This window comes from Pseudomonas sp. PDM05 (assembly GCF_014851685.1).
Lineage (GTDB): Bacteria > Pseudomonadota > Gammaproteobacteria > Pseudomonadales > Pseudomonadaceae > Aquipseudomonas.
On record NZ_JACVAC010000014.1, the window covers coordinates 84,900 to 96,434 of the forward strand.

General features: G+C 62.9%; 13 protein-coding genes. 7 read left to right on the forward strand and 6 right to left on the reverse strand.

The window, feature by feature from the left end:
* Positions 1 to 39: 39 nt before the first annotated feature.
* A complete protein-coding gene (locus IB241_RS22965; protein WP_192300489.1) occupies positions 40 to 1,200 on the forward strand; it encodes a GGDEF domain-containing protein in 1,161 nt (386 codons plus the stop codon).
* Here the strand turns inward: IB241_RS22965 and iolG are convergent.
* Together iolG and IB241_RS22975 are read right to left on the reverse strand one after the other, a co-directional pair.
* Entirely contained in the window at positions 1,197 to 2,201 is a 1,005-nt protein-coding gene (gene iolG, locus IB241_RS22970; protein WP_192300490.1) for an inositol 2-dehydrogenase, read from the reverse strand. The genes IB241_RS22965 and iolG overlap by 4 nt on opposite strands.
* 34 nt (positions 2,202 to 2,235) lie before the next feature.
* A complete protein-coding gene (locus tag IB241_RS22975) occupies positions 2,236 to 3,261 on the reverse strand; it encodes a LacI family DNA-binding transcriptional regulator (RefSeq protein ID WP_192300491.1) in 1,026 nt (341 codons plus the stop codon).
* A 123-nt stretch (positions 3,262 to 3,384) separates the two neighbouring features.
* Here IB241_RS22975 and IB241_RS22980 point away from each other — a divergent pair, with 123 nt between their 5' ends.
* Genes IB241_RS22980 through IB241_RS22990 form a run of 3 tightly spaced genes read left to right on the forward strand, consistent with a single transcriptional unit; the run spans position 3,385 to position 6,321 of the window.
* Positions 3,385 to 4,230, forward strand: a complete 846-nt coding sequence (locus IB241_RS22980; protein WP_192300492.1) for an SDR family oxidoreductase — start codon at positions 3,385 to 3,387, stop codon at positions 4,228 to 4,230.
* Positions 4,230 to 5,354, forward strand: coding sequence for a phytanoyl-CoA dioxygenase family protein (locus IB241_RS22985; protein ID WP_192300493.1), 1,125 nt, complete (start codon positions 4,230 to 4,232; stop codon positions 5,352 to 5,354). Before IB241_RS22980 ends, IB241_RS22985 begins: the two co-directional genes overlap by 1 nt.
* Before the next feature lie 43 nt (positions 5,355 to 5,397).
* Positions 5,398 to 6,321, forward strand: coding sequence for a sugar ABC transporter substrate-binding protein (locus IB241_RS22990; RefSeq protein ID WP_192300494.1), 924 nt, complete (start codon positions 5,398 to 5,400; stop codon positions 6,319 to 6,321).
* A gap of 119 nt (positions 6,322 to 6,440) precedes the next feature.
* On the opposite strand, the gene IB241_RS22995 is transcribed toward IB241_RS22990, so the two are convergent.
* Both IB241_RS22995 and IB241_RS23000 read right to left on the reverse strand, forming a co-directional pair.
* Positions 6,441 to 6,884, reverse strand: coding sequence for an MAPEG family protein (locus IB241_RS22995; protein ID WP_192300495.1), 444 nt, complete (start codon positions 6,882 to 6,884; stop codon positions 6,441 to 6,443).
* Positions 6,877 to 7,182 (reverse strand): DUF2834 domain-containing protein, encoded by a 306-nt coding sequence (locus IB241_RS23000; RefSeq protein WP_192300496.1) that lies wholly within the window; start codon positions 7,180 to 7,182, stop codon positions 6,877 to 6,879. The genes IB241_RS22995 and IB241_RS23000 overlap by 8 nt, the downstream gene beginning before the upstream one ends.
* Before the next feature lie 83 nt (positions 7,183 to 7,265).
* On the opposite strand from IB241_RS23000, the gene IB241_RS23005 reads away from it, so the two are divergent.
* Both IB241_RS23005 and IB241_RS23010 read left to right on the forward strand, forming a co-directional pair.
* On the forward strand, positions 7,266 to 8,054 hold the full coding sequence (locus IB241_RS23005) for a helix-turn-helix domain-containing protein (RefSeq protein WP_192300497.1): 789 nt from the start codon (positions 7,266 to 7,268) through the stop codon (positions 8,052 to 8,054).
* 53 nt (positions 8,055 to 8,107) lie between these two features.
* Entirely contained in the window at positions 8,108 to 9,817 is a 1,710-nt protein-coding gene (locus tag IB241_RS23010; RefSeq protein WP_192300498.1) for an amidase, read from the forward strand.
* A 76-nt stretch (positions 9,818 to 9,893) separates the two neighbouring features.
* Here IB241_RS23010 and IB241_RS23015 read toward each other — a convergent pair whose 3' ends face one another.
* Complete coding sequence (locus IB241_RS23015) at positions 9,894 to 10,631, reverse strand: type II CAAX prenyl endopeptidase Rce1 family protein (protein ID WP_192300499.1); 738 nt, start codon at positions 10,629 to 10,631, stop codon at positions 9,894 to 9,896.
* Positions 10,628 to 10,852 (reverse strand): DUF6434 domain-containing protein, encoded by a 225-nt coding sequence (locus tag IB241_RS23020; RefSeq protein WP_192300500.1) that lies wholly within the window; start codon positions 10,850 to 10,852, stop codon positions 10,628 to 10,630. Before IB241_RS23020 ends, IB241_RS23015 begins: the two co-directional genes overlap by 4 nt.
* Before the next feature lie 235 nt (positions 10,853 to 11,087).
* Here IB241_RS23020 and IB241_RS23025 point away from each other — a divergent pair, with 235 nt between their 5' ends.
* Positions 11,088 to 11,519, forward strand: coding sequence for a nuclear transport factor 2 family protein (locus IB241_RS23025; protein WP_192300501.1), 432 nt, complete (start codon positions 11,088 to 11,090; stop codon positions 11,517 to 11,519).
* Positions 11,520 to 11,535 lie beyond the last annotated feature (16 nt).

Consider the following 11,535-nt stretch of genomic DNA (forward strand, 5'->3'; position numbering starts at 1 on the left):
ATTCCGGTTTAAACGCACACCAGGCAGACCCGGCAAGACATGACGCTCGACCCTCCTACGATTCTGGCCCTCACCGTGGCCCTCGCCGCCGCTGCCGCCCTGTACCTGGCGATTGAATGGCGCAGCGTGCGCGAACCTTCGCTGCTGTTCTGGAGCGCCGGTTTCGCCACCATCACCGTCGGCTCCACCCTGGCCCTGCTGCGCACCAACGGCTTGCTGATGATCGGCATCTGGTTCGCCAATGGCTTGCTGGTCATCGCGCATTTCCTGTTCCTGCTTGGCGTCGCGCGCTTCACCCAGGTGCGGCTGTCGCGACGCTGGCTACTGATGCCGCTCATCTGGCTGGGGATGCTGATGTTGCCGAGCGACCTGCCGTGGTCCAAAGCCATGCTGGCGGTGCAATCCTTGCTGGTGGCAGCGCCGACCCTGCGGGCGAGCTTCATGCTGCGGCCCCATGGCAAATCCTTGAGCATCGGCGCGGTGCAACTGCGTTATGTGCTGCTGTTCCACGGTTCGTTCTACGTGGCCAAGGCGTTGTCGGTGCTGATCCCGGGCACCTTGATCGAGCTGGCCTCGTTCAAGGGCGAGATCATCCAGATTTCCCTGGTGGAGGGCGCGATGGCAATCATGCTGATCGCCCTGTCGATGACCGGCTCTGAACGCTACCGCCGCGAACAACAGATCGCCCGCCTCGCCGCCCGCGACCCGCTCACCGCCCTGTACAACCGCCGCGCCCTGGATTTGCGCGCGCCGCGCCTGTTGGCGCAGATCTCCCCGGCCCGTCCTGGCGCACTGCTGCTGATCGACATCGACAACTTCAAACCGGTCAATGACCTGTATGGCCATATCGCCGGCGACCGCCTGCTGATCGCCCTCAGCGAGATGATCCGCACGGTGATCCCCCGTGGCGCACTGGCCGCGCGCCTGGGCGGTGATGAGTTTGTGATCCTGCTGCACCCGGCCTCGACCGAACAGATCGTCGACCTCGGCAGCCGCCTGCGCGGGGATTTTTTTCAGTTCGCTTCGCAAACCTTTGCGACCCCAACCCCAGTGACACTGAGCATCGGCGCCAACCTGTTAGACCAACCGCCCGCGAACCTCACGGAGTTGATCGAACAGGGTGACACCGCGCTCTATGAAACCAAGCGCGGTGGACGTGACAGCATTCGGTTGGTGGATCGCACCGGCGCCCGCAGCTAGAGGTCGTAGCTGACCACCACACTGCGCCCAGTCTGCACCGACTCCAGCGCACAATCCGCCAGGTGCAACGCATACAAACCGTCGCGCATGTTGGTGGGCAACGGCAGGTCGTCGTTCAGCGCATCGATGAACTGGGTCAGCTCATTGCGATAGGCGTCGGCATACCGTTCCAGGAAGAAATGCTGCAACGGCTCCAGCGCTTCGGTGTGCGCGGCGCTCCAGTGGCGCAGGGTGCTGGGGCGATGGTTGTCGGTGAGCAGCACGCCGCTGGCGCCGGACACTTCGACCCGCTGGTCATAGCCGTATACCGCCTGGCGGCAGCAGTTGATATGGCATTGCTTGCCCGAGGCGGTGCGCAGCAACACCATTACGCTGTCGTAGTCGTCGATTTCGGCAAGGCTGGGGTCCACCAGGCGGCTGGCGATGGCGCTGACTTGCACCGGTTCTTCGCCGAGCAGATGGCGGGCGGTGTCGAAGTCGTGAATGGTCATGTCGCGCAGGATGCCGCCGGAATGGGCCAGGTAATCACGCGGGGCCAGGCCGGGGTCGCGACTGGTGATGATGACCTGGCGCACCGCACCGATCTGGCCGGCATCGAGGGCCTGACGCAGGCGCAGCATGTCGGGGTCGAAGCGCCGGTTGAAACCGAGCATCACCTTGCCGCCCTGGCGTTCCACCGCTTGGGCCGCCGTGCGTGCCTTGCCGATGTCCAGATCGATGGGTTTTTCGCACAACACCGCCTTCCCTGCGGCGACTGCCGCCAATAGCAAGTCGATGTGGGTGTCGGTGGGCGTACCGATCACCACCGCGTCGATGTCTTCACGACGCAGTACAGCCGCGCAATCGTAGGCGGCTTCGCAGCCCAGTTGCGTGCTCAGCGCATCGACGCCTTCGCGCCAGGGGTCGGCCACCAGCACCAGCGTGGCATTGGGATGGGCGGCGACGTTGCCGGCGTGGATCTTGGCGATACGCCCGGCACCGAGGACGGCAATTCGTAGCATGGTGAAAACTCCTGGTTTTGTTGTTGGGGGAGATTCAGTCCGGCAGGTTGAACGGTGTGACGATCTGCACCTGTGACGGCGCTATCGGCCCGGCCTTCCACAGCCGATGGAATTGCAGGATGTGCAGGAACACGCTGCGCGCATCGATCTGCAGGTTGTGATCGATGATCGCGGCGACTTTTTCTTCACGCAGCAACTGGCGGTTTTCTTCGTCGAGGTCGTGACCGATAAACACCTCCAGTGGGCGGCCAAGGGCGGCGAACGCATCGACAATCGCCCGATTGCCGCCGCCGACGCTGTACACCGCCTTGAGTTCGGGGTGCTGTTTGAGCGCCAGGGTCACGCGCTCGAACGTGCGGTCGTACACCCCGTAGCCACCGCTGACGTCCAACACCCGCAAGTGCGGCGAGCGCCCCCGCAGCCAGGCGCGAAAGCCCATTTCGCGTTCTTCTTCGCCACGGAACAGCTCACTGCCGATCACCACCGCGACGTCCTGGGGCACCGCCGGCAGCCAGCGCGACATCAGGTACGCGGCGGTCTGCCCGGCGGTACGGTTGTCCATGCCGACGTAGCCAATGCGCTCGCTCTGCGGCAGGTCGGTCACCAGGGTCACCACCGGGATGCCCGCCGCGATCAGTTGCTTGACCGCCAGGTTCACCGCCGGCTCGTCGGCCGCCTTGAGCACCACGCCCTGACTGCCGGTGTCGAGGCAGCGCAGCAGTTGATCGTGCATGGCCTTGGGGGCGATCTCTTCGAACAGGTGAAACCGCGGGGCAATCCGAAACGGCGCGAGGCTGGCCAGTTGCGCGACGATCGCTGCCTGCACCGCCGCGCTGAAGCGCTGGGGCGTGTGCATGATCACGTCGACGTGGAACGTACGCCCCATCGCCAAGCCATTTTTCTCCTGGGACTCCAATTCCTCCAGCGCCTGTTCGATGCGCCGCCGGGTTTGCGCATGCACGCTGCCGCGCTGGTGCAACACACGGTCGACCGTGGCGTTGCTCACACCCGCCTGGGTCGCGAGTTGCTTGATGGAAAAGTGTTTTGCGCGTTCGAGCATGCGGTTCGCCTGAGGTGTTTTTGAGGTCTTATTTGGGTATTTCTGAGGTTTCGCAATGCTAGTCTCAGTTTCGTCCGGCGTCGAGCCGGGCGACTCACAACTACAAAAACTCCGGAGAACCCCATGCCTAACGCCGATCTCGCCATGCCGTTCAGCGGCCAATACTTTGTCGTCACCGGCAGCACCCAGGGCCTCGGCGCGGCGGTGGCGCATACCTTGGCCCAACGTGGCGCCGCCGGGCTGATCATCTGCGGGCGCCGTCGCACCCAAGGCGAAGAACAGGTACGGCAACTGGCGCAACTCGATTGCCAGGCGTTTTTTGTCGAGGCGGATCTGGAAAATATCGAGGATTGCCGGGCGATCATCGCTGCCGCACATACCCACTTCGGCACCTTGCACGGCTTGGTCAACTGCGCCGGCATGTCGGATCGCGGCACCATCCTCGACACCTCGCCGGAGCTGTTCGACAAGCTGTTTGCGGTGAATGTGCGGGCGCCGTTTTTCCTGATGCAGGAAGCGCTGAAGCTGATGATCAGCAAAGGTGTGGCAGGCGCCGTGGTGAATATCCAGAGCGTCACCGGGCATGGTGGGCAGTCGTTCCTCAGCGCCTATGCGGCGTCCAAGGGCGCGCTGGCGATCCTGACCAAGAACGTCGCGTTCAGTGCGTTGCGCAACCGTATCCGGGTCAACGGCTTGAACATCGGCTGGATGGACACGCCCCACGAAGATCAGATCCAGCGCCAGTACCACGGCGCCAGGGACGGCTGGTTGCAGCAGGCCGAAAGCGCGCAGCCGTTCGGGCGTCTGCTCAAGCCCGAGGAAGTGGCGCGCAGCGTGGCGTTTCTGTTGTCCAGTGAATCGGGAATGATGACCGGCGCGGTGATCGACCTGGAGCAAGGCGTGGTGGGCTGCACCGACGGCGGCAGCCCGCAACCGCACCAGGCCCTGAGCCTGCCGGGAGGTGTGTGATGTCGGCGTTCGTGAGCGCGAATGCCGTGCGCCTGGCGGACTTCAGCCGGATCTGCGCGCAACGGGCCACGGCTGAAGAGTACCCGCTGTGCCAGCACGTGCTGGACAACGTGCCGATCTATCAGGCACGTGCACTGCGCAACAGCGACAGACTTACGGTCATGAATGAGCTGCACCGACTGTTCCGTGATGGCCCGGGCGTGATGGTCGTGCGCCGCGCCTACGAAGACCTGGAAGTGGTCGACCGTCACAGCCAGGTGTTCGAAAAAATCTTCGCCAACGAAGCCGCCCAAGGCGTGGCCGCCGACCACTTTGCCAAGGCCGGCAGCAACGGGCGGATCTGGAACTCACTGCAGAAAGCCGCACTGCAGTCGCCCGAGTCGTTTGTCGAGTACTACGCCAACCCGCTGTTGGGGCTGATTGCCGAAGCGTGGCTGGGGCCCAATTTCCAGGTGACGGCGCAGGTCAATGTGGTGCACCCCGGCGGCCAGGCGCAGCAACCGCACCGTGACTATCACCTGGGGTTCCAGACCGACGATGTGGTCGAGCGCTTCCCCCTGCCCTTGCACGTGTTGTCCCAGTACCTGACCTTGCAAGGTGCAGTGGCCCATTCGGACATGCCGCTGGAAACCGGCCCGACCCAGCTGCTGCCGTTCTCCCAGCAATACGCCCTGGGCTACCTGGCGTGGCGCCGTGAGGAATTTATCGACTACTTCCAGCAACACGCCGTGCAACTGCCGCTGGACAAGGGCGACCTACTGTTCTTCAACCCGGCGCTGTTCCATGCGGCCGGCACCAACCGCACGCCGGATCGCCAGCGCATAGCCAATCTGCTGCAAATCTCCTCGGCGTTCGGCAAACCCATGGAGGCCCTCGACCGCGACCGCATGATGCTGGCGGTGTATCCGGCCCTGCTGGCCAACCCGGCCCTGGATGCCGAGGCGGTGATCGCCTGCACGGCCGACGGCTATTCGTTTCCCACCAACCTCGATACCGACCCGCCGCTGAAGGGCCTGGCCCCGCAAACCGGGCAGCAACTGATGCAGCAGGCGTTGCGCGAACGCTGGCCGCCAGCGGACTTCGCAGCAGCCGTGGCGCAGATGCGAGCCAAGCGCCAGGCGTAAATCCCCCGTGTTTTAACAACAACAAAAACAACGGAGCAAAACCATGAAGAAGCAAATCCTTGCGACACTGTTTACCCTGGCTGTCACGCCCTGGGCGCTGGCCGATATCCGTATCGGCGTGAGCATCGCCCAGGTCGACGATGTGTTCCTCGCCCAAATGCGCGACTACATGGCCGCCCACGCCAAGGAATTGCCCGGTGTGACCCTGCAATTCGAAGACGCCCAGGGCGATGTGGTGCGCCAGCTCAATCAGGTGCAGAACTTCACTGCCCAGGGCATGGACGCCATCATCGTCAACCCGGTGGACACCGCCGCCACCGCCAAGATGAGCACCAATGCCCAGCAGGCCAAGACCCCGCTGGTCTACGTCAACCGTCGCCCGGACGCGCCGCAACTGCCGCCGGGCGTGGGTTACGTGGGTTCCGATGAGGTCAAGGCCGGTGAGATCCAGATGCGCTACCTGGCCGAGAAAATGGGCGGCAAGGGCAACCTGGCGATCATGCTCGGGCTGTTGTCCAACAACGCCACCCACAACCGTACGCTGGGGGTCAAGAGCGTGCTCAAGGAGTACCCGAATATCAAGATCGTCGAGGAACAGAGCGCAGAGTGGCAGCGCAACAAAGCGATTGACCTGATGAACAACTGGATCGTATCCGGCCGCAAGATCGACGCGGTGGCGGCAAACGCGGACGAGATGGCGATAGGCGCGGCCATGGCCATCAGCCAGGCGGGCATGCAGCCGGGCAAGGACATCCTGGTGGCCGGCAGCGACGGCGGCCCTGCCGGGTTGGACGCGGTGAAAAAAGGCCAACTGCTGGTGACGGTGTACCAGGACAACAAGGGCCAGGCAGTGGGCTCGATTGACCTGGCGGTGAAGATGGTCAAGAAGCAACCCTATACCGCTGAACTGACCATCCCCTATCAGCAGATCACCAAGGACAACTACCAAGCCTTCCTCAACCCATAACCCCGAACGCTCCCACGTCTTGATTTGTGAACACGGTCAACGGTGGGAGCTGGCTTGCCTGCGAAGACGCCAGCACAGGCAACCTGTCTATTGGCCTTGCCGCCACCTTCGCAGCCTCGCTAAAGCTCTACCCACCGTTGATCGACGGCACTACCAATAATCCCGGCGCCGAGGCCGAACAGGCACACCACACCCACGCCATAGGCCAGCGTGCGCCAGGGTTGCCAGCCCATCAGATACATCACCGTGTGCAGCACCCGCGCCAGGGTAAAGGCCACAAGCAACCATAGGGCCGCGGCGCTGTGACTCTGCTGCGCGACACACAACCCGCCCAACACAAAAAACAGCGGGATATTTTCCAGGTCATTGGCCCACGCCCTGGCCGCGCGGGCCACTTGCGGCAACTCCATAGGCTGCGCTCTGCGATTAAAAAAGGCCGCGTCTTCACGATTGGTAAACGCCCGTGCGTGTATACGGAAATATCCCTGATAACAGGAAATGGCGAACATCTTCAGGCACAGCACCAACACGCATACCGCATAGACAGGTAAAAGATCATTCATCCCTGAACCCCTTCACCACGATGTAAAGCAACGGCCCCACCGACACAAACACCGCCGTCAGCAAAAAATACGGCAGCACCGAACGCAGCGGCCGCCCTCGCCTGCGCGCATCCCGGTACATCCACACACACGCCAGCACGGCCATCAGGTACAGGTCGATGACCACCTGCGCCGTGTCCGGTCGCGACAGCAACTGCGCTGCAAACGCCAGCAGCGACTGCTCGGCCGTCAGCATCGTGAACCCCGTATACAGGGTAAATCCGAGCAAGCCGGCCAGGGCGAAATAGGGTCTTGGCATGGTCTGTTCCTCCACGTGATGAAGGCTCACGTTAGTGATAAGGTTCTGCCCCTCGCAATGACCTCGGAGGTCATGAAGCTGCCATGGACACCCCCTCTACCGCCGGCGAACACCTGCGCCAACTGCGCCGCCAGGCCAAGCTGAGCCAGCTCGACCTGGCCTTGATCACTGGTGTTTCCCAACGCCACCTCAGTTGCCTCGAAACCGGCCGCGCCAACCCCAGCCCCGCGACGTTGCATAACCTGTTGACGGCATTGGAGACCCCTCTGGAGCAGTGCAACCGCGTGTTCCTCGCCGCCGGTTTCGCCCCGCGCTACAACGCCACCCCGCTCGCTGCACCCGGCATGACGGCAATTCGCGAAGCCGTCAGCCATGTGCTGCACGCCAACAATCCTGCCCCGGCGATTCTGCTCGACAGCCAGTGGCAAGTGCTGGCGGCGAATGCCAGTACTGCGGTGTTGTTTGGCCTGGTCGGCATCGCGCCGGACGCCGCCGATGGCTTGAACCTGCTGACCACCCTGTTGCAACCCGGCGGCCTCGGTGATCACCTGCTCAATGCCGACGAGATCCGCACCCTGGCCTGGCAGCGCGCGAGCCGAGAGGCATTGGGTAATCCGCCGCTGGCGCAATTGCTCGCCGGTTTGCCGACGCCAAGCCCCACCGAGCCGCCCCAGGAACTGCCGCCACTGGTACTCACCCGCATCCGCTCAACCCAGGGCGAGCTGAACTTTCTGTCAACCTTCACCACCTTCGGCATGCCCCAGGACATCACACTCACCTCCCTGCGTATCGAGCATCTGATTCCGGCCGACGCCCACACCTGGCAGATAATGCGCGCCGCCTATGCAGAATATTCGGCGCTGGTTTTGTGAAATATCTGTACGTAGACTGCCGCGATACCCCCACGTGAAGGCGGCGAAAAAACGTGATGCAAGTAACCGAAGTCTCCATTGCCCAATTGCGCGCTGCGCTTGAAACCGGCCAGACCACTGCCGTTGAATTGGTCCAGGCTTACCTGGCGCGGATCGAGGCCTATGACGGCCCGCACACCGCTACCGCGCTGAACGCCGTGGTCGTGCGCAACCCGCAAGCCCTTGCAGAAGCCGAGGCGTCCGATGCACGTCGGGCCAAGGGCGCAACCCTGGGGCCACTGGATGGCATTCCTTACACCGCCAAAGACAGCTACCTGGTCAAAGGCCTGACCGCGGCATCCGGCAGCCCGGCCTTTGCCAAGCTCGTCGCCCAGCGCGATGCGTTCACCATCGAGCGCCTGCGCGCCGGCGGGGCGATCTGCCTGGGCAAGACCAATATGCCGCCAATGGCCAACGGCGGCATGCAGCGCGGTGTGTATGGCCGCGCGGAAAGCCCCTACAACGCCAACTACCTGACCGCCCCCTTTGCCTCCGGCTCCTCCAACGGCGCCGGCACCGCAACGGCGGCGAGTTTTGCCGCGTTCGGCATGGCGGAAGAAACCTGGTCCAGCGGGCGCGGCCCGGCGTCCAACAATGGCCTGTGCGCCTACACCCCGTCCCGTGGACTGATTTCGGTACGTGGCAACTGGCCACTGACACCGACCATGGATGTAGTCGTGCCCTACGCACGCACCATGGCCGATCTGCTGGAAGTGCTCGACGTGATCGTCGCCGAAGACCCCGACACCCGTGGCGACCTGTGGCGCCTGCAACCCTGGGTGGCGATTCCCAGCGTCGCCTCGGTGCGTCCGGCGTCCTACGCTGAACTGGCGGTGGATTGCGCGTCCCTGGCCGGCAAACGCTTCGGCGTGCCGCGCATGTACATCAACGCCGACCCGGAAGCCGGCACCAGCGAAAAACCTGGGATCGGCGGCCCGACCGGGCAAAAGATCAACACCCGCGCGACGGTGATCGAGCTGTGGCAAGCCGCACGCCAAGCCCTGGAAGCGGCGGGCGCCGAAGTGGTCGAAGTGGATTTCCCGCTGGTGTCCAACTGCGAAGGCGACCGCCCCGACGCGCCAACGGTGTTTACCCGTGGCCTGGTCTCCAAGGAATTTCTCCACGATGAGTTGTGGGAATTGTCCGCATGGGCTTTCGACGATTTCCTGCGCGCCAACGCCGACCCGAGCCTCAACCGCCTGGCGGATGTGGATGGGGCGAAGATCTTCCCCCATGACCCTGGCACCTTGCCGAACCGCGAAGACGACCTCGCCGCCGGCATGGACGAGTACGTGCGCATGGCCGAACGCGGCATCACCCCATGGAACGAGATCAGCACCGTCCCTGACGGCCTGCGCGGCCTGGAACAAACCCGCCGGCTGGACCTGGAAGACTGGATGGACAACCTCGGCCTCAACGCCGTGCTGTTTCCCACCGTGGCCGATGTAGGCCCGGCAGACGCAGACGTGAACGAAGCATCGGCAGATATTGCCTGGAGCAACGGCGTGTGGGTGGCCAACGGCAATCTGGCGATCCGCCACCTGGGCGTACCGACGGTCACCGTGCCAATGGGCGTAATGGCAGACATCGGCATGCCGGTCGGGCTGACGTTTGCCGGGCGTGCGTATGATGACTCCGCGTTGCTGCGGTTTGCCGCGGCGTTCGAGTCGATGGGCAACAAACGCCAGGTTCCACCGCGTACACCTGCACTGCAATCTGACTGAACGCGCCAAGCCTTATGAACGCGGGCCTGTGTGGGAGCAGGCCCCGTTCCATATTGTCTTGAGCCTGTATGCCGCATCAGGCTATGTAGGGCACCGCCACCAGCAAGATCGCCGTCCCATGGGTGACCGTCGCCGCCAGCACGCCATAGCGCATGCGCACCAACCCACACGCCACACCTTCGATCAAGGTAAACACCAACACCGGCCAACCCAATTGGGTCACGCTCAACGCCAGGAAGGCATGGCACGCCGCAAACGCCACGCCACTGGTCAACGCCGCACGCAATGGCGTCAGCTGTTGTTCCAGATAACCCTGCAAAAACCCGCGAAACAACACCTCTTCCAGGGCATTGGCGCCATAGGCCAGCACCACCATGGCCGGCAGCCAGACCCAGTAACCGTAAAACGCAGACGCCTCAATGCCTTGGTAAACCCGCAGCGGTACACCGATCAAACATCCGACCAGCAACCCGACGGCCAAGCCAACGCACGGGCTGCCGATGGTCCAGCGCACCAGCCGCCACAGGTCCGGGGCGATGTAGGCGAGCAGCAGGATCAACAGCACCGACAACCCGCCCAGCGCCGCCAGTACAAAGGCATTCGCCGTGAACCCGATCTGCACCCCACTGCCCAGCGTCCACAGGCCCAAGGGTGTCATCACGTCGCGCATCAACACGAACGCCGCCAACAGAATCAGGATGCGCATCGCCGGCATTGCCTTGGGCGTGAGCGCAAACCACAGACCGAACAGCAGCACGCCGGGACTCAGATAAGTGGTGTAGTGGATCAGCACCGCCAGGCCTTCGGCGATCACTGCCCGGGCTCCTGGTCTGGATGACGGCGTTGCCACTCATCCACTACGTCGCCCAGGGTTTTGGCCGCGCCGTCGCAAATCCAGGCCATGAATGCCCGATCAAACTTAAACCCCGGGCCGCAGTGTTCCAGCATGAAGCGGCGGACGTTCTGGGTGTTTTTGTAGTGGGAAGTCACGGGGGTGGCGCGAGTGATGGGGTCGCTGTGCCAGTCAAAATCCATTTTGTCCCTCAGGTGCATTGTTGTTTAGGAAACAGCATAGCGATGTGCCACTTCACTAGGAAGAAACCCGATGGTCCTCCCAATGAGTTAGGACGTCACACAAGATTAACGATCACTCAATGACTAATATTTTATGAATATTTCAAAATTTCCCTTTGCTTGGGCGCCCTGATTATTGCAATGTTGTACGACGACTAAAGTGTCGTATTCACCCAAAAACAATAAGGAAACACCCATGCCCAACGTCAAAGTACTGATCGGTTTTCTGTGCCTGTTCAGCGGCTACGTCGCTGCCGCCCCTGCCCCGGCAGAAAAGGACGTGGCCCAGGCGGTCGACCAACTGACCCAAGCCATGCTGCACCTGGACCTCAAGCAACTCCACGCGCTGACCGCCGACACCCTCACCTACGGCCATTCCAGCGGCAAAGTGCAGAACAAGGCGCAATTCATCGCCGACCTGGAAACCCATACCAGCGCCTTCAAGACCCTGGAAATGCAAAACCAGACCATCACCCTCGATGGGGACACGGCGCTGGTGCGCAACCACTTTCACGCGTTGGCCGTGAACAGCGGCGTCGAAGTGCCCACCGACATCGACAACTTCCAGGTTTGGCAGAAGCAGCATGGCAAATGGCTGTTGATCGGACGTCAGGCCTACAAGTACTGAAACGCCCCGGCGAGCC

What these genes read in the sequence shown, in the direction of transcription:
- IB241_RS22985 (WP_192300493.1), top strand. Translation starts at nt 4,230, where the DNA reads ATGTCGGCGTTCGTGAGCGCGAATGCCGTGCGCCTGGCGGACTTCAGC.
- IB241_RS22995 (WP_192300495.1), bottom strand. Translation starts at nt 6,884, where the DNA reads ATGAATGATCTTTTACCTGTCTATGCGGTATGCGTGTTGGTGCTGTGC.
- IB241_RS23000 (WP_192300496.1), bottom strand. Translation starts at nt 7,182, where the DNA reads ATGCCAAGACCCTATTTCGCCCTGGCCGGCTTGCTCGGATTTACCCTG.
- IB241_RS22990 (WP_192300494.1), top strand. Translation starts at nt 5,398, where the DNA reads ATGAAGAAGCAAATCCTTGCGACACTGTTTACCCTGGCTGTCACGCCC.
- iolG (WP_192300490.1), bottom strand. Translation starts at nt 2,201, where the DNA reads ATGCTACGAATTGCCGTCCTCGGTGCCGGGCGTATCGCCAAGATCCAC.
- IB241_RS23025 (WP_192300501.1), top strand. Translation starts at nt 11,088, where the DNA reads ATGCCCAACGTCAAAGTACTGATCGGTTTTCTGTGCCTGTTCAGCGGC.
- IB241_RS23005 (WP_192300497.1), top strand. Translation starts at nt 7,266, where the DNA reads ATGGACACCCCCTCTACCGCCGGCGAACACCTGCGCCAACTGCGCCGC.
- IB241_RS23020 (WP_192300500.1), bottom strand. Translation starts at nt 10,852, where the DNA reads ATGGATTTTGACTGGCACAGCGACCCCATCACTCGCGCCACCCCCGTG.
- IB241_RS22965 (WP_192300489.1), top strand. Translation starts at nt 40, where the DNA reads ATGACGCTCGACCCTCCTACGATTCTGGCCCTCACCGTGGCCCTCGCC.
- IB241_RS22980 (WP_192300492.1), top strand. Translation starts at nt 3,385, where the DNA reads ATGCCTAACGCCGATCTCGCCATGCCGTTCAGCGGCCAATACTTTGTC.
- IB241_RS22975 (WP_192300491.1), bottom strand. Translation starts at nt 3,261, where the DNA reads ATGCTCGAACGCGCAAAACACTTTTCCATCAAGCAACTCGCGACCCAG.